The organism is Arthrobacter sp. NEB 688, assembly GCF_013201035.1.
Taxonomy (GTDB): domain Bacteria; phylum Actinomycetota; class Actinomycetes; order Actinomycetales; family Dermatophilaceae; genus Phycicoccus.
Genome location: NZ_CP053707.1, coordinates 2,309,890 through 2,327,365 on the forward strand (window position 1 = coordinate 2,309,890; position 17,476 = coordinate 2,327,365).

10 protein-coding genes are annotated in these 17,476 nt (G+C 67.4%); 9 read left to right on the top strand and 1 reads right to left on the bottom strand.

Annotated features, from left to right (window positions below; genetic code table 11):
- Window positions 1-125: 125 nt before the first annotated feature.
- The 5 genes from HL663_RS10915 (at window position 126) to HL663_RS10935 (ending at window position 11,649) form a co-directional block, all read left to right on the top strand.
- Window positions 126-3,176, top strand: coding sequence for a hypothetical protein (locus HL663_RS10915; protein ID WP_216842549.1), 3,051 nt, complete (start codon window positions 126-128; stop codon window positions 3,174-3,176).
- Window positions 3,177-3,187: 11 nt separating this feature from the next.
- Entirely contained in the window at window positions 3,188-8,545 is a 5,358-nt protein-coding gene (locus HL663_RS10920) for a DEAD/DEAH box helicase family protein (protein WP_173028404.1), read from the top strand.
- 65 nt (window positions 8,546-8,610) lie between these two features.
- Window positions 8,611-9,636 (top strand): PD-(D/E)XK nuclease family protein, encoded by a 1,026-nt coding sequence (locus tag HL663_RS10925; protein ID WP_286176056.1) that lies wholly within the window; start codon window positions 8,611-8,613, stop codon window positions 9,634-9,636.
- Window positions 9,637-9,740: 104 nt separating this feature from the next.
- Entirely contained in the window at window positions 9,741-10,688 is a 948-nt protein-coding gene (locus tag HL663_RS10930) for a helix-turn-helix transcriptional regulator (protein ID WP_173028406.1), read from the top strand.
- Window positions 10,681-11,649 (top strand): WYL domain-containing protein, encoded by a 969-nt coding sequence (locus tag HL663_RS10935; protein ID WP_173028407.1) that lies wholly within the window; start codon window positions 10,681-10,683, stop codon window positions 11,647-11,649. The genes HL663_RS10930 and HL663_RS10935 overlap by 8 nt, the downstream gene beginning before the upstream one ends.
- 54 nt (window positions 11,650-11,703) lie before the next feature.
- Here HL663_RS10935 and HL663_RS10940 read toward each other — a convergent pair whose 3' ends face one another.
- Window positions 11,704-12,621, bottom strand: coding sequence for a T3SS (YopN, CesT) and YbjN peptide-binding chaperone 1 (locus HL663_RS10940; protein ID WP_502709047.1), 918 nt, complete (start codon window positions 12,619-12,621; stop codon window positions 11,704-11,706).
- Between the two features lie 127 nt (window positions 12,622-12,748).
- Here HL663_RS10940 and HL663_RS10945 point away from each other — a divergent pair, with 127 nt between their 5' ends.
- The 4 genes from HL663_RS10945 to HL663_RS10960 all read left to right on the top strand — a co-directional run bounded on the left by HL663_RS10945 (window position 12,749) and on the right by HL663_RS10960 (window position 17,452).
- Window positions 12,749-14,293, top strand: coding sequence for an SIR2 family NAD-dependent protein deacylase (locus tag HL663_RS10945; RefSeq protein ID WP_173028409.1), 1,545 nt, complete (start codon window positions 12,749-12,751; stop codon window positions 14,291-14,293).
- A 76-nt stretch (window positions 14,294-14,369) separates the two neighbouring features.
- A complete protein-coding gene (locus HL663_RS10950) occupies window positions 14,370-14,798 on the top strand; it encodes a hypothetical protein (protein WP_173028410.1) in 429 nt (142 codons plus the stop codon).
- 231 nt (window positions 14,799-15,029) lie between these two features.
- The gene (locus HL663_RS10955) at window positions 15,030-16,730 is read left to right on the top strand and encodes a nuclease-related domain-containing DEAD/DEAH box helicase (protein ID WP_286175558.1); all 1,701 of its coding nucleotides are present in this window, start codon (window positions 15,030-15,032) and stop codon (window positions 16,728-16,730) included.
- The gene (locus HL663_RS10960) at window positions 16,727-17,452 is read left to right on the top strand and encodes a DUF6308 family protein (RefSeq protein WP_173028412.1); all 726 of its coding nucleotides are present in this window, start codon (window positions 16,727-16,729) and stop codon (window positions 17,450-17,452) included. Before HL663_RS10955 ends, HL663_RS10960 begins: the two co-directional genes overlap by 4 nt.
- Window positions 17,453-17,476 lie beyond the last annotated feature (24 nt).

Below are 17,476 nucleotides of genomic sequence, written 5' to 3' on the forward strand. Positions count from 1 at the left end.
ACGGGCTGTGGCGAACAGTGTCGTGCTCGTTTCACGCGTGTGTGTTGGAGGCAACGGTTACCGTGCCCTTCGTTGGTCAACCGGGGAGCGCCAGCGCAGGAGCGCGGCATCGCGAGGGGAATGAAGTGGACGACTCAAACAGCCCGTGGGTGCGCTACGACGCCTGGAACTTCGCGCTGGCGGAGACGTGGTTCAGTGGCGACTCGGCCTTTCACCCCGCTTATGTCGATGTCGACCAAGCCGTCCTCCAGTCCGCTGCGAGCCGCATCGGGGTCGCCGGTGACCCGACCGCGGCGTTGATCGATGTTGTCCGGGAGTCCCTCTGGCTCGAGGACGACCGAGCGTTCGCAGCCCACCGTCGGTCCCTCGATATGTGGCGTGCGCGGGCCCGCCAGGCGCGAGCCACCAAGTCCCGCATGGAGGCTCCCCCTCCGGTGATGCCGCTCCTCGGGGTGTTCACGGTGGCCGCCGAGCAGATGGGAGCCAGCGATGTCTACGCAGCAAACGCGTACCGCCCTCGCCTCGAGGCGCTGCTCAACGTGCCGGCCACGCGCTCGAGGAGCTTCCAGAACGCCTTCACCCAGCACAGCGAGGTGGTGTGGCGCGCGCTCAACGAGTACCTCGAGCTCAATGAAGGTCTGTGCGGCCTCCCGACCGCCTACTCTCTCGGGCACCGATATGTCGGGCTTCCGCAGTCTCAGGCATTGGTGCGAACGGCTGATCGCCGAAAGCTGCCACAGTTCTTCCGCCTCTTCGGCTTCGCTCCTCGGTCAGAGGCGGTGTCGTCCGATCTGGAGCGGCTGCTCGACATCTGGATCGGCCAGACTCCAAGCCCCGTCTCCAGGAACTTGAGTCGTCTCTGGAAGGGCAAAGCCCGCGAGCGGATCGCGGGCATCGCAAGTGTCGAGCTCTCGCACTGGGACGGCTCGTACGAGAAGGACGATGAGGAAGGAGCCTCATCCCGAGCTGGTGAGCTGCGACTCACGGTGCTCCTCCGACGTGGTCTCGGAGGGCGGCGGCTCGAGCTTTCGTTTGCAGCCAGGTTCCCCACACCAGTCACGGTCGAGCACCTGACGATCGAGTCTGCAGAGGGCAAGCCCCGTGTCGCGGTGCTCCCGTCAGCGGGGGCGCGAATGCGCCCCGCGCCTATGAGTCGCTTTGATGCCGAGTCGCTGGTTGGTGCAGCAGTCAGCCTGTCCGAGCCGTCACGCCACCAGACAGCGGCACGGAGACCGCGCCGGGTTCTCCCTCTGCATCGGGACGACCTCCTGGGCGTCTTTGTCGAGGTGGAGAAGATCCAGCTGACCGAGGACGCGATGGTCTTGGTCAAGGACGAGCCCAAGGTCGTCGAGCTGGTGAAGGAGCTGCTGAGCTCGCATGGCCGGCACGGTGACATCTTCGCGGCGGAGTCCAGAGAGGGGGTCGACGCGCTGCCCGGACTGCCGACCGGATGGCTCCTGATCGACGGCGTTGAGATGTTTGCTGTGCCGAGTGAGGTGAAGCACGCCGACCTCAACCCCCTGGTGCCCCTGATGTCTGCTCAGATGTCGTTCGCCGGCGGGCTCAAGATGCCTGGGAGAGTCCGGAAATGGTCGAGTCAGCAGCCTCCCGAGATCCGTGCAGCGGTCTCCGAGGCGTCGCGCCTCGAGATAGCCCTGGCGCCGCTCGATGAGCGGGGGCCTGGGAGTAGTCGAAGCTGGACGGCCGACCAGCCGGCGATCGTCGTCGACCTCAGCGACGAGGGTCTCGCGGACGGCGACTACGAAGTCACTCTTGCCGCCGACGGCACCACGCTGGCTCAGACCACGCTCCGGCTCCGGTCAGGGGACACTCCCGATCTGGTCAGCTGGACGACATCACCGCGGCTGGTCTACGAGCTCGACGGCGCCGCGATCGCTGCGTTGAGCGCCGTAGACATGTCAGAGGCGTCGGATCTCCTGGTCGACGGCCCACGGCTGCTTGGCGAGCCACAGGTGCGCATCGAGCCTCGCGCGCTGCCAGGCGCCCCCACCTGGCTGACCAGGCCTTCACAGAAGGCCACCAACGTCAGGCCGGTGGTCATGGGAGTCGCGGATCCTCGCTCCTGTCTCGTGACAGGGCGGCACTACCTCGAGCTGCCGCCGTACATGGGCGGCAAGACGAGTGGTCAGATCCAAGGAGTGTGCAGGACCTGCGGCCTCGTGAAGAGCTTCCCTGGGAACCCCAGGAAGCAGAAGCGAAAGCAGCAGAAGACATCCCTCGACCTGGACCTGACGCGTCTCCCGGCTCCGAGGGAGACGGCTGTCGCCCTCGACACCTGCCTCGACGCACTGATTCACGTCGGTGGTGGCAGCATGGGCTCTTTCGAACGGGTGGCCACGCAGGCCGAAGGCTCAAGCCTCTTCGTGGACGACCTGCTACGCACCCTCGAAGGCCTCGGACACGTCGACGTCAAGCGTGACCTCAACCTTCTGCCCCTTGAGTGGGAGATCACTCCCACCCAGTTTGCCGAGCTTGCCGACGGCTCGTTCCTGCTCACGGGTGCCTGGTCCGCGGCCTCTCGTTCCCGCCTTCGGGCACTGGTGGAGGAAGCGGGGGGCGCCCTGCGTGTCGAGTGCAGCACACAGACCAAGCTGTTGAGCAGATGGTCGGTGGAAGGCTTGTCTGCTGACCTGATGGAGGAGATCGCACTAGCCATCGGGGACTGTTTCGTAGCGCGTGATGCAGCCGCCCGCCTGTTGGCTGCTCTGCCACCCCTGAGCCAGGTCACAGAAGCACTTCCCCTGCGCGCCATTCCGATGCACTCGAAGGCACAGAAGTTCGACCTCGGTAGCGCCCGGTGGGTGCCGGTGCCAGGAGTAGCGGGGCCTGGCGCGTACCGGGTCGAGCAGTCCTTCCGCACCATCTCCCTGTGGGTTGACCATGAGGGCGCCATCCGTCGTGAGGGACGGCAAGGCTCTGTACAGCTGGTGAAGCACATCGCCGCGTCCGCCGCTGGGCGGCCGCTGGCCGCCTACTCCCCGGCTCGAGAGATGTTGTTCGTTCCCCTGGGCTCTGACCTTCCCGGCCTCTACGGCCGCGTCGCGACCCTCTGCGGCGGGTCGTCCCCTCTCGTCTCCACGGGAACCCGCACCCTCGCCTACACCGACGTGCCTCGTCGCACCGCCGAGTCCCTCGCCGGGCTACTTACTAGCTGAAAGAAGAACCTGTGACCACTCCGCTGACGTTGCGAGACGAGCTCCGGGACGCCTACCTCCGCTACTTCGACACTGCCTTCTGGCTGCGGGATGCCCGGCTTCGCGCCGAACGCCGCCAGCTCCTCGAGGAGCCCGGACGTCTGCTCAGCGAGTGCCTGCTGGAGCCGGTGTTGCCCTATGACGCTGATACCCAGCTCCTGGACGTGACGAGAGAGGCGAAGGTCTCCGACGAAGCGGCGCGAACTGTGGGTGATGCCTTGTTCGGTTCGTTCACGCCGGAGGGGGAAGCCATCCGCCTGCGGTCTCACCAGGCCGACGCCGTGCGTCATCACTTCCGGCCCGGTGACGCGGGCGAACGCAACGTCGTCGTCACCTCCGGTACCGGCTCGGGCAAGACGGAAAGCTTCTGGCTCCCGACGCTGCTGCGGCTCGTGGAGGAGTCGCACTCGTGGGATGACCAACCTGCTGTGCGGCACGCATGGGCAACGGGCGCGGACGACTCGTGGCACTCGCCGCGTACGGGCGAGACTCGCGAGGCAGCGGTACGAGCACTTGTGCTCTACCCGACCAACGCGCTCGTCGAAGACCAGATGACACGCCTTCGCCGAGCGGTCCGACGCATCGGACTCGCCCAGCCGACCAAGCCGCTCTGGTTCGGTCGCTACACCGGCGTCACGCTCGGCCAGACCTCGCGGCCGAAGCCGAAGAGCAACTCCATCGTCGAGGTCGCGACCGAGATGCGGAACATCGACCGCGAGTTCACCAAGCTTCGAGACGGTGGTGCATCCGAAGACGACCTCGCCGAGTTCCCTGACCCTCGTATGCATGAGCTGCTCGTGCGGTGGGACATGGTCGACACGCCTCCGGACATCCTGGTCACGAACTACTCGATGTTGAACGCGATGCTCATGCGGCACCACGAGGAGAGCCTTTTCGCCAAGACGCGAGACTGGCTGCAGCGCGACGGCAGCGTCTTCACACTCGTCGTGGACGAGCTGCACCTGTACCGCGGCACGCAGGGTAGCGAGGTCGCCATGGTGGTGCGCAACCTCCTGAGCCGCCTCAGGTTGGAGCCTGGGTCGCCCAAACTGCGCATCATCGCGACGAGCGCCTCGCTCACAGCGGATGGCTCTGGTCTTTCGTTCCTGGAGGAGTTCTTTGGCGTCGGGCGTGACTCCTTCTTCGTGACATCTGGGGAACCGCGGTCGCTAGGTGATCCAGTGCGTCTCAGCCGGACTGACGCCCAACGCGGCGAGCTGGGGGTAGACCCGGCCGAGCTGTCTCGGGCGGTGGCCGTAGCGTGCGTCGACGACGTCGAGCAACGAGTCAGGGCGACGGAGGCTAGCGTCGTTGCCGAACGGCTCTTTGGCGAACCCGACGAGGACCTCGAAGGATTGCGCGGTGTTCTGCGCGAGATCTCGGAAGGCGACGCGAGAGGGGGCATCCCTCTCCGAGCCCACCAGTTCGTCCGCACCGTCCGGGGGTTCTGGGCGTGCAGCAACCGGGAGTGCAGCGGCGTGCCACCTGAGCACCGTGCGAGCCGCACCATGGGGACGCTCTATGCCATTCCGGTCGACACCTGTCCGCACTGCGGATGCCGCGTGCTGGAGCTTCTCTACTGCTTCGAGTGCGGCGATGCCAGCCTGGGAGGGTTCGTCGTCGGTGAGCTGTCCGATGAGGAAGGCGGCGGCGTTGTCGTCGGTCCATCGGCTGTCGACATCCCTGCACTCGAGGCTTTGCCAGTCTTCCGACGCGAGCACGGAAAGTACGTCTGGTTCTGGCCCGGGGAGCGACCCGCCGAAGCCGATCCTTCCTGGGCACGCGGTCTGCCCAAGAACAAGGACCGAGACCAGATTGCGGTCAAGGGCAGGCCAGCCTCGCCGAGGTCCGTGACTTTTGGCTTTGTGCCAGCACGATTGGAGCCAAGCCTGGGATGGATCAGTCGAGGCGGGCAAGACTCCAACGGGTGGGTGCTGCAGGCAAGTGCCCTTCCGGACGACAGTCCGCACTCCATCCCCGCTCTGCCCGACCGGTGCCCGAGGTGCGGGACCGCCTACTACAACGAGTCCGCGAAGTTCTACGACGGGTTCGTCCGAAGCCCGATTCGTGCTCACACATCGGGGACCGCGCAGTCAACCCAGCTGTACCTGTCGCAGCTCATCAGAAGCATGGGGAGCACGCCGCAAGACTCTCGGACCATCGTCTTCACCGACAGTCGGGATGACGCTGCCCGGACGGCAGCCGGCGTGGCCAAGAACCACTACCGCGACGTGGTCCGACAGGTAGTTCGCCAGGTGATGGATGAAGCAGAACCCGATGTCGAGGACATCGTCAGCAGGCACGCCCGGGGTGAGTCGCTGTCGATGAGCGAACAGGTGGTGGCCGAACAGTTCAAGGCGGAGCACCCTGGTGCGCTGGACCTCGTCCAGAAGCGGCGCTTCGTCGAGCTGGACGACGAGGAGGTCCAGTCTCTTGCGGCCTCCTTCGGGTCGGCACCTGACAGCTCCATCTCGTGGGTCGACCTCCGTCAGCAGACGCTCGGAGAGTTGGTGAGCCGCGGCATCCCGCCGGCTGGGCCGGGTCCCTCCGGCGCAAAGAACTCGGACGGGAGCCCATGGTGGACGGCATTCCTGCCGTCCACGTCAGGCGACTGGACGGCCCTGCCGACCGCGGTGCGAGACCAGGAGGCAGACCGGCAGAAGGAGCGCCTCACCGAGAGCATGGCCGAAGCGCTCTTCGATCGAGCAGGGCGCGACATTGAATCTGTGGCGCTGGCCCACGTGGCGGCGGCGAAGATCGACGCCACGAGAGGACCGCTGAGCGCGTCAGCCAACGCCGAGGTGCTGCAGTCGGTCCTTCGGATCCTTGGAATCGCACGGCGGTGGTCGGGAGGTGACTGCGACGAAAGCCTCAGGCCGCCCAAGGTCATCCGCCAGTACCTGACCAACGTCGCGAAGAGGCACACGGCAGAGGTCGATGACCTGGTCGTCTGGGTCCAGGGCGCGCTCGAAGGTGCGGGCATCGTCAGCAAGTGGCTGATCAACATCAGCAACCTCGTCTCACCCCTGACTTTCGTTAAGGCGGGGGAGCACACCTGGGACTGCCAGAACTGCTCGTTCCGCCACCTCCACCCTTCTGCGGGCATCTGTGCCAACCGGTACTGCCATTCTGATCGGCTGACGATGGTTCCGGTCGACCATGACTCGAGCGACTACTACGGGTGGCTGGCGAGCCAGACACCTCGCCGCCTCGCCGTCGCGGAGCTCACTGGACAGACCAAGCCGCTCGCAGAGCAGAGACGGCGAGCTCGCGTCTTCAAGGGAGTTCTGCTTCCTTCGCCCGAGGAGAACCGGACCACGACGCCTCTTGATGTCCTGAGCGTGACGACCACGATGGAAGTAGGAGTGGATATCGGGTCGCTCCGGTCGACGTTGATGGCCAACATGCCGCCTCAGCGCTTCAACTACCAGCAACGGGTGGGACGGGCCGGTCGTGCGGGTCAGGCATTCTCGTACGCAGTCACCGTCTGCCGAGACCGGACGCACGACGACGACTACTTCACCACCCCACGCCGGATGACGGGCGACGAACCACCGCAGCCGTTCTTGGACCTTCGGCGACGCCGCATCCCCCAGCGCGTCATCGTGGCCGAGCTGCTTCGTCGGGCTTTTGCGTCCCTGACGCCCGCTCCGGACTGGACAAGCGACAGCATCCACGGGACGTTCGGTCGGACGCAAGAGTGGGCGGAGCGACGCAACGACGTCGCGGCATGGCTGGCAGACGAGGCGGGCCGCATGGCGACCGTCCGCCGCTTCACCGTCTTCACTGGCCTCGACGATGCGGACCTTAGACAGCTCCACCTATCGACGGGGGACGAGCTCGTTGCCGCTATCGATGCTGCCGTGGAGAATGACGGCGGGGATACCCCAGAGCTGAGCGAGCTGCTGGCTACCGTTGGCATCCTGCCCATGTTTGGCTTCCCGACGCGCGTTCGTCAGCTCATGGGGAGCCGACCGAGAAGCCGGTCTGACCTGAATGCAGCGTCTGTGTCCGACCGGTCGCTCGACATGGCCGTCTCGATGTTCGCCCCAGGAGCGCAGGTCGTTCGCGACGGCAGCATCCACACGGTCGCCGGGTTCGCTGCGTGGGACGTTCGAGGGTTCGGCAGGCCTCAACCCCGTGACCCGTTGGGTCCGCGCAAGAACGTGGGCCAATGTGGCGCGTGTGGGGCGGCTCGCCTTGACCCGCCCTCCGAGGTTTGCGAAATCTGTGGTGGCGCGCTGGCAGCCATCCCGTTGCACCAGCCCCTGGGATTCCGGACGACCTACCAGTCGCGCGACTACGACGATGAAAACGACGCATCACCCACGGCGGGCGCGCCCATGCTGTCTGTCGGTTCGGAGCCGACGAGCGAGTCGCCGGTGCTTGGGTGCCGGATCTCGGCCTACGACCAGGCGAGTCTCATCCAAGTGAACGACAACCGAGGACGGCTGTTCCCCATCGCTCGTCAGTTCGACGGGTCCTGGATCGTCACCGACGAAGCACTGTTCCCCGATCTCAAGAGCTGGCCGCCGGCGGCCCGCGCCGAGGAAGAGATCGCCATCGGCGAGATTCGGACAACTGATGTCCTGACCATCCGTCTCCAGACGGCACGTCTTCCGAGAGGCTTCCTGTCCCGGTCTGCATCGCACGTGCCGGCAGGGCGAGCCGCCTACTGGTCGCTCGCGGAGGTTCTCCGACGGGGGGCGAAGAGACTCCTGGATGTGGATCCGCAGGAACTGATCTCGGGTCTCCACCCGTTGCCCGACGGTTCCATGTCCGTGTTCATCGCTGACTCGCTAGACAACGGAGCGGGGTACGCCAGTGAGATCGGTCAGGCTGCCACCTTCGAGGAGTTCGTCAAGCGGCTCAGCAAGGAGCTGGCGGACGAGTACACGGACGCACGGCACGTCCAATGCACGAGCTCGTGTCCTGACTGCCTTCGGTCCTACGACAACCGGCGCCTGCACGGCGCTCTCGACTGGCGACTGGCGCTCGACATGCTGGACCTCGTCAACGACCAGCCCATCTCTCTCGAGCGGTGGCTGGCGCCGGCGGCTGCAGTGGCACGGGCCTTGACGGAATCTGAGTTTCTCGACCTAGCAGGGGACACGACCCAGGACGGCCAGGTGTACGTTGCTCGACGCGATCGGAAGGCCGCGGTGCTGCTCGGACATCCTCTCTGGGACGTCGAGGCGGACTACTGGACAGAGGACCAGGCAGCGGCTGTGGACGAGCTGGAGAACGACCTGGGCTTTGGCGAAGTCCACGTCGAGGACGTCTTCACGGCCGTGCGCCGGCCGCTCGCCGTCGTTCGGAGGCTGATGTGACCGTTGCGTGGCCGGACCCCGACATCGAGCCGATTGACCGGGTGTCACCGACCTTTCTCAGCGCGATGGACCAGTGCCTCAAGCGCGCGGCCTTTCGACGGGATACCAAGGTGCGTGACTGGGACAGGCCGTCGACGCGCAGCGCTCTGGGTCTGGCCGCACACGGGGTGACGGAGGCGGTCGCACGTCGCCAGTACGACACTAGTGAGGACCTTCAAGACTGGCTTGAGCGAACATGGAGCACGTCGATCGCGCTGCATCAGCGACGATTGAGCGACGCTTGGGACGGCCGAGAGATTCCGGAACCTCGTCTGTGGCCCGGTTACGCCCGAACCAAGACGCGACTGCTGCGGCAGCTCAGACGGCAGCTCGAAAGGGCTGATATCCCTGGGAGTGCACCGTTAGCGTCACCCACGCCGGGTCGGAGCCATTCGACCCAGCACGCGAGTCCTCCGCCTCTGCCGTGGGTCGAGCACGGTTTGGAGGATCCTGATTGCGGAGTTTTTGGAACGCCGGATCGTGTGGAGCTTCGCGGCTCGGAGTTGTGGGTAGTCGATCTCAAGGCTGGTGTGCACCAGGGAGAGATGACGAGCAGCCAGCGCCGCCAGCTCCTCATTTACGCGCACCTCGTGAAGAGGTGCCTGGGACGACTGCCTGATCATGCATGCATCCAGGACGTCAGCGGCCACGAGAGCTCGTTCCAGGTGACCTTGGAGGAGACGGCCGAGACGATCGAGCGCGTGAAGGCTGATGTCCGGGACTTCAACAACTCGGTCAGGGATGCCGCGGTCGTCGGATCTCCGAGCCCCGAGTCGTGCGGGCGTTGTCCGTTTCGCGTCGTGTGTCATGACTACTGGGACGCTTCAGAGGGCGACTGGAGGTTTCGGGGTGATGTACGCGGAGAGATCGTCGACGTTGATCCGGACGGGTGGCTCTTGAGCGACGAAGCGGAACCAGCAGTCCCGCGTCGCCTAGTGGGGCCCGACGGGCTGGATGCCCGGCAGGGAGCGGCTGTTGTCGCCGTGGGGTGCCGACCCGTAGGACCGCGAGTGCTTCACGCCACGTGGGACAGCCGCGTCCGAGTCTTCTAGCGTGTCGTCGCTTGGTGTGAAGAGACAATCCGTACAAGAGACGCGAGAAGAGACAGGCGACAAGGGGCGAACGGGTGCCTGACGATGTGGCGGGACAAGGACACGTGGCGGACCTGGACGTTGCTGCTCTGATGCTCGAAGGCATCGACGTGTCCGCGTTCGAGCTCGCCGTAGAGCGGAACTCTGTGGCAGCCGTGCCGGCTTCCTCTCGGGTGGCTCCAGTCGCACGCCTTCTGCGCCTGCTGCGGACTCTCGCCGCATCAGACGGACCGAGGGGGCTCGAGGCCGCCCGGCTGCTCGATGTCGCCGGCTACGATGCGGGGAACCCAAAGTCCGCTATGGCAAGCCTGCAGCGAGACCTTCGACGGCTCACCGACGCTGGCTGGCAGATCGAGAACGTGTCACCGGAAGGGTCGGACGCACGCTACGTCCTGTTCCCTAATGACCTCGCCAGCCGGGCCGGGCTGACGCCCGGCGAGCAGTCGGTTCTCGAGGAGGCCCTGAACAGTGCAACTGGCACGTCCGAGATCGCCGATCCTCCAGGTGGGCTCGCGCTAGCCCGCAGAGCCGTTGACGCCCACTGCGTGCTCGAGATGACCTACGGCGGCCGGCTCCGGCGCGTGCAGCCCTTGCGGCTGCACAGTGCCGGTGGCCGATGGCTGCTCCGCGCACGCGACGAGCACGACGAAGCCGTCAAGTGGTTCCGCATCGAGAAGATCGAGCAGCCCTCGCTCGACGACCCCGGCAGCGCTCCCGAGCACATCGAGGACCCGGAGGACTCCCTCGACCCGCACCAGTGGCGGATCCACGCGCCGACTGACATCGAGCTGGAGGTCGGCGCGGGTCACCTGCCCTACGTGCGGCAGACGCTACGTCTGCCGCTCGACGTCGCGGACCGGCCCGACGGGAAGCACCACTTCCGTGTGACGATCACGAACCGGCGGGCGCTCACCGACTGGCTCGTCACCATGGGCACCCGCGTGCGGCTCCTAGGGCCGGCCGACCTGCGCCGCGACGTCCTCGCGCACTTCGAGGCGGTGGCCCGTGGTTGAGGCGTTCGTCCAGCAGCTCGCTGGGCTCCCAGCGCTCCTCGAGGCGCTCTCATACCACCGGGCGGTGCCGATCGCGGTCGTCGCGGAGGAAGTGGGCCTGCCATCGAAGAAGGTGCGCGAGCTCCTCGTCGAGTACTTCCTCACCGACGAACCGGACGACCGGCGGGGCTGGATCCCGCCGCTGGAGTTCCTCGACGAGTCGGGGGAGGAGGCCGACCCGCGGACGGCGCCGTGCGTGCGGCTGACCAGCGACGTTGTGACGAACGATCTCGCCTTCCGCTACAGCCCGGTCACAACGTGGGCGCGGACGTACCGGCTCGCTCGCGATCAGCTCCACCTCGACCCGGAGAACTTTCTCCTCGAAGGAGCACTCGAGAAACTCGGGCGAGCGATCGACGACGAGCTGCGGCCGGGCAGCGCCATCGACCGCGGCGACGTCGGGCCCGCCCGCTGGGACCGGGCCGCGAAGGAGCGGACGAAGGTCGCGATCACCTACGTCCGGGCGTGGCATCCGGGGACGAGTCGACGCACCGTCGATCCGTACCGCGTCGTGCGGACCCGGCGCGGTTGGGAGGTCGACGGCGGCCCGCCGGACGAGTCCGGGCGGATCCGCACGTATCTCCTGTCCGGCGTTGTAGAGGCGGAGTTCCTTGACGAGTCACTCGAGCTCCCGGCTGGCCTAGAGTGGTTGCTCGCCCAGCAGCGGCGCACGACGCCCGTCAACTTTGACGTTCCGCTGGAGGAGCTGTGGGCCCTCGAACGGCTGGCGGAGCACGTCGAGGAGATTCGCCGGGACGCCGAGGACGTGAGCCTCCGGGCGCACTTTCTCGAGCCGGTGCAGGCCCGCGTCGCCGCGGCACTCGTCACCGCTGGCCCGCGGGCGATGGTCGTCGACCGCGACCTGATGGATGCCGGACGCGAGCTTGCCGCCGAGCTCCTTGCCCACCACCGAGGTGACTGACTTACCTGACCGGCGGCGCACCGACGTCTAAACCGCAGAGACCAACGCGCTTGTTCAGGCCGCGCCGCCCGTACGGAGCGCGAAGTCGCGGGCGGTGTTGCCGCCGGCACCGCGCATCCGCTCGATGGCCTGGACGAGGTGGCGGGGGACGAACGGCGCTGCCTGCACGTCCTGCTCGACCATGAGCAGCCCGTGGTCAGTGACGAAGCGCAGCCCCACCGCGTCGCGGTTGAGCAGACCCACCTCGCGCTGGGCGGCGCGCTGCGACTTGATGCCGTGGACGAGCACGCAGAACAGACGAACGGTCGGCTCGTGGTCCATCACCCGGACGTAAGCCCTACGGTGCCCCACCGTGAACGGCACGTCGCCGTCCTCGTCGAGCTCGGTGTTCTCGCCGGCCGTCGCCATGGTGCGTCGCACGAGTTCCATCAGCTCGAACGAACTGGCCACAGGGTGGGCAAGATCCAGGTCCACCGTGTCGAGGTCACTGGCCGGGATGGGAGAGGGCGTCGGCTCCAGCCCCTCCGGTCCGGGCGGCATACCGGCGAGGAGGAGCGGGTGGACCACGCCGAACGCCTCGCGCAGCACCCGGACGATTGTTTCGGCAACGAGCTCACACTCGGTGGCATTGGCGTAGCGGAACCAGTTGGGCGCGTCGTCCGCAGGGTCCTCGCTCGGCGGTGCGAATCCAAGAGCGTCGAGGACCTCCGGACCGATCAGCCCCGTCCGAGCCGTCGGCTCCAGGAAGGCCTCACTGCTCGCCTCGAGCCGGAAGGCGGAGCCCTCGGCGAAGGACAGGACCTGCACGTAGGGCAGGGCGCCCTCCGTGGGCTCCTCGCCCTGGGTCTGGACGAAGATGCTCTGCCCGTCCTCCAGGCAATCCAACCGGCGCAGCAACTGCCCCTCGTACTGGCTCCACGCCTCCTCGATCGACCGCTCCAGGTCGACCCCCGACTGCTCGTTCCGCCCCATGTGCGCCACCCCTCTTCCTTCGTCTTCGGCTGCGACCACAGCGTGCCCGAAGGGTCCAACACGCCGGTTGGCCGCGCAGGTGTCGTGTCGACACCTAGGGCCGCCCGTCCTCTGGCACATTGCGCCCATGGAGGGGCACCTTTTCGCGGTTCTGGGCGACCTGACTCGACTGGACACTGACGCCGTCGTCATCCCGTGCGACTTCGAAGGGAACGTCAGCCACTACTGGAAACCGTTGCTGCCGGAGAAGCGCTTCGACCCGGGGCCGTACGGCCACCGTCTGCGGGACGGCCTCACGGCGCCGCCCGGCGAGGTCACGATCGCCGCTGGGGACCGGCGTCTGTCCTTGGCGGTGACGGCTGCCCGCGAGCCGTTGCCTCCCTGCGAGGTCGTGGACCGAGCCGTGCAGGCGGTGCTCGCCGCCGCGCGCGACCTCGCCTCCCATCGGGGGCGCCATCTTCCGCTCGTCTCGTTGCCGTTGGTCGGCACGGGGTTGGGCGGTCACTCGACGGAGCGCCGGAGGGTGGTCGAGCTGTTGGTGCCTGCGCTCATCGACCTCACACGCCGCGAGGGCGTGGACGTGGCACTCGTGCTCAATGATCGCCGTGACTACGCCGCGGTGCAGGCGGAGCGCGGCCGTTCGTCGACCGCGGCCACGGATCCGTGGAGCGGGCTGTCCACCGATGGGCAGCGGCAGGCGGACGATCTTGGGCGCCTCGCCGCACGCGGTGCGTTGTCACTGTTCGTCGGATCTGGGGTCAGCGTTCCCCTGGGATTGCCGAACTGGCGAGAACTCATGGTCTTGATGGGCCAGCGTGCAGGCGTGACGTACGAAGTGCCGGAGGATGCCAACCTTCTCGATGAAGCGGCAGGCCTTCGGTGGTTGTTGCGATCCGACTACGCACCTTTCATGCGCAAGACCTTCGAGCGGAAGCACCACGCGCTGGGGCACGCGCTCCTCGCCGCGCTCGGGGTGCAGCGCATGGTCACGACCAACTACGATCCGTGTCTCGAGCTCGCACTCGACGGCGTCCATCGCGCCGACTACGCCGTCATGACGCGGAACCTGGCGACCGGTGAGCGGCCTTGGCTGCTCAAGATCCACGGTGATGTGAAGGACCCCGAGTCGATGGTTCTCACGCGCGCCGACTACGAGCGCCTGGCCGACGAAGGCCGTGCCCTGCACGGTGTCGTCGAGAGCCTCATGCTGACCAGCCACGTGATGTTCGTCGGCTACAGCCTCGTCGACCACGACTTCGCCGACGTCGCCCATGGAGTCAAGCTGGTTCGCGACCGCGCCGAGACATTGGGTGCCCGCCCGCCCTCAGGGACCGCGCTCGCGCTGCACCCGGGTGCTGTCGACGAGGACCGATGGCTGGGTGAGGTGGACGTCGTCGCGATGGGGGAGGCGGACGAGCTCCCGGCTGCGCCCCGGACTCTTGAGATCTTCCTCGACCGTGTCGCCTGGGCCTGCCTCGACCAAGGGGAGCTCGCTGCGGAGTTCCTCCTGGACGACCGCTACGCAGCCGGCGCCGACCCGGCCGATGTGGCCCTTCGCCAGGCTCTCGAGGTGGTCGCAGCGAACCCCGAGGTGCGGGGATCGGTGGGGTGGAGAAAAGTCGAGGGTCTGCTGACCGCGCTGGGACATGTCCCTGGTCCGCCGGCTCCATGAGTGGGTCGGCATGTCGCGAGGAGCATTGCCCACGAACCTGTCTCGAGTGTTGTGGGTGGCCGATAACCTCCGGCCCATGAGTGACGAGCTGGTCTACGGGGCCTCCAGGTACGGGTACACGACGATCGCGCCGCGCGTTGCCCTCGAGAGGGTGGCGGCGCAGGTCCATGCCGCCCTGGCGGCCGCCACCTACGGTGAGGCACGGGCCGTCGATGCCCCGATCGACAACGACGAGATCGCCGACGACGCGGCCTACGACGTTCGCGAGCTGGGGCAGGTCGCGGACGGTGACTGGCCACCGAACGCCGGGATGGTCGCGCTGGAGACCCTGCCCTCCGAGCTCGTCGCGCTCATGCACCTGGAGCACAGCATGGTCGGCCAGGAGTGGGCCGAGCTCCGCGACGAGGACGTCGCCCGCGTCGTCGAGGAAGCACGCTCGATGGGGTACGTCGTTCGGCGGGATGACGAGCTGATCTGCTCCTTCGACTCGCTGCTGGAACTGTGAGTCCTCCCCGATGAACAGCGACGAGGAGAGGTCACCGTGCCCGAGCTGCGGTGGTGACGCGGTGCTGGACATCGCCTACGGGGACCCGGTGCGAGCGCCTGGTCCCGGAGTCGTGCTCGGTGGATGCGTGGTGGGAGGCGACATGAAGAAGTGGCAGTGCGCCCGGTGCGGTCACCGGTGGGGCGACGTCGACCGGGTGACCGTCGACCTCGACGAGACCAGGCGGCTCTCGTGACGGCCCGACTGCGACCGGTGCAGCCGGTCTTCGCCACGGCCTCGGAGAAGGAGGCCTGGGACAAGCTCGTCCAGCAGGCTCCTGACGAGTGGACCATCCTGGCCAACGTCCGGCTCACCGACGAGAAGAAGGACTGGGAGTTCGACCTCGTCGTCCTCATGCCGGACGTCGGGGTGATCGTGGGCGAGGTCAAGGGGGGCAACGTGACCATCGCCGACGGCGAGTGGCGGACCTCGACCTCCCGAGAGGGCACGCGGGTCATCCATCCGGTCGACCAGGCGCGCGACGGCAAGCACGCCCTGTGGGCATACGTCCGTAGCGACCCGCGGTGGAAGGGGTCCAGCCGGACGCGGGTCCGGTTCGGGCACACGGTGATCACGCCCAGGACGAACATCCACGAAGACTTCGCGACGCCGGACTGCCCCCGCTGGATGATCCACGGCAAGAACGACCTCGGGGACCTGGCCGGGAGACTGTGGGACATCGCGGCCAAGCAGGAGTCCGGGTTCCGCGCGCCGAGCGCGGACGACTGTGACCTCATCGCCGAGATCCTCCTCGGCCGCAACCTGCCCCAACGCACGCTGCTGGCGGAGGCCGACGAGCGGGAGAGCCGTGCCGACCGGCTCACCCTCGAGCAGTCGGCCATCCTCGGGGCGACCCGGCTCATCCCGCGGCTCGAGGTGCGCGGGGGAGCGGGCAGCGGCAAGACGGTGCTCGCGACGACCCAGGCCAAAGAGCTGACCCGCGGTGGCAACGGTCGGCCGGCGCAGCGCGTGGCGCTGCTGTGCTACTCGATCGGGCTCGCGAGCTGGTTTCGACGGCTCATGGAGACGGTCGACCGCAAGCACCGCCCGGCCTTCTGCGGCACCTTCGAGGACCTGGCGCGGTATGTGGGCGTCGAGGAGTTCGGCGGTCGCGACGAGCCGGACTTCTGGGAGGAGCGGCTGCCGCAGCAGATGCTCGAACTCGCGTCGTCGTTGCCCGACGGCAAGAAGTTCGACGCGGTGGTCGTCGACGAGGCGCAGGACTTCGCCGACCTGTGGTGGGCGCCGATCATGCGCAGTCTCCGGGACGAGGAGACGGGCGGTCTGTACGTCTACAGCGACGAGAACCAGCGGGTCTTCCAGCGGTTCGGGGCGCCGCCGGTCCCGCTCGTGCCGATCGTCCTCGACCACAACCTGCGCAACACGCGGCAGATCGCCGAGACCTTCGGCCCACTGGCGCCCATGCGCATGCGGTCTCGAGGTGGAGACGGACCCGAGGTGACGTTCATCCCCAGCGGGCTGGACGACGCTCTCGACGTGGCGGACGACGCCGTCGAGGCGCTGCTGGAGGACTGGCGGCCGGAGGACGTCGCCCTGCTGACCACTGGAGCGCGCCACGACGAGCAGGTCGCGCGGCAGGAGATGCTCGGGCAGGCGGGCTACTGGGACACGTTCTGGGACACGGACCAGGTGTTCTACGGGCACGTCCTCGGGTTCAAGGGTCTCGAGCGGCGATGTGTCGTGCTGTGCGCGAACGAGACCTCGGTCAAGGACCGCTCGCGTGAGCGGCTCTACGTCGGGCTGTCACGGGCGACGGACAAGCTCGTCGTCGTCGGACCGCCGGACCTCATCCGCGACATCGGCGGGCCGGAGGTTGCCAAGCGGCTGGGACTGGGGGTTGCCGTGACCACGACGAACAGGGGGACACCATGACGACGACCGACGACCGCTTCCGCGCGGTGCCCGACGGCTGGAAGGCCGCGACGGACGACCAGCTCAGCAGAGGGCTCGACACCGCCCTCGCCGTCTTGCACGGCTCACGGGTCGTGGACGACGTGGCGCTGCACTACGACAGGTCCTCGAACTACGCCGGGGCGACGTTCCTCGACCTCGACCCGGTCGACCCGTACGCCATCACGAGCGGCGACCTGCTGTCACTGACCCTGCTCGGGGTGCAGGCCGAGCCGCAGGCCGTGCGTCGCCTGCTCGAGCTGACGACGACCAACCGCGAGATCCGCGTGCTGCTCACGGAGGAGCACCTGCCGCTGGACGCCGACCTCGTGGTCGCCGACGACGACACGCTCCTCGCGATGGCGTCCCTCCACGAGAGCCTCAAGCGGGCGCTGTCCCTGGACGCGACCCAGACGAAGAACCCGTGGGTGACGGCCTCGAAGCTGAGCGCACGCAAGCGCCCTGACCTCTTCCCGGTGCGGGACTCGGTGGTGTGCGAGGTGCTCGGTCTCAGCGGCCCGAGACAGAACTACCAGGTGGACTGGCAGGTCTACCGCCACATCATCCAGAACGACGGGGTCCGCAAGCGCCTGGACGACATCATCGACGAGGTGCAACAGCGGGCGGACGTCAACGTCGGCCACGTCAACCGCCGGCTGCGGCACCTCGACGTCGCGTTGTGGATGCACGGGCGACGCTCCTGACGAAGAAGTAGGGCCTCACTCGCG

Bases quoted from the DNA above. Each gene is read 5' to 3' on its own strand.
- HL663_RS10950 (WP_173028410.1), top strand. From the start codon at position 14,370: ATGAGTGACGAGCTGGTCTACGGGGCCTCCAGGTACGGGTACACGACG.
- HL663_RS10925 (WP_286176056.1), top strand. From the start codon at position 8,611: ATGGACCAGTGCCTCAAGCGCGCGGCCTTTCGACGGGATACCAAGGTG.
- HL663_RS10945 (WP_173028409.1), top strand. From the start codon at position 12,749: ATGGAGGGGCACCTTTTCGCGGTTCTGGGCGACCTGACTCGACTGGAC.
- HL663_RS10960 (WP_173028412.1), top strand. From the start codon at position 16,727: ATGACGACGACCGACGACCGCTTCCGCGCGGTGCCCGACGGCTGGAAG.
- HL663_RS10940 (WP_502709047.1), bottom strand. From the start codon at position 12,621: ATGGGGCGGAACGAGCAGTCGGGGGTCGACCTGGAGCGGTCGATCGAG.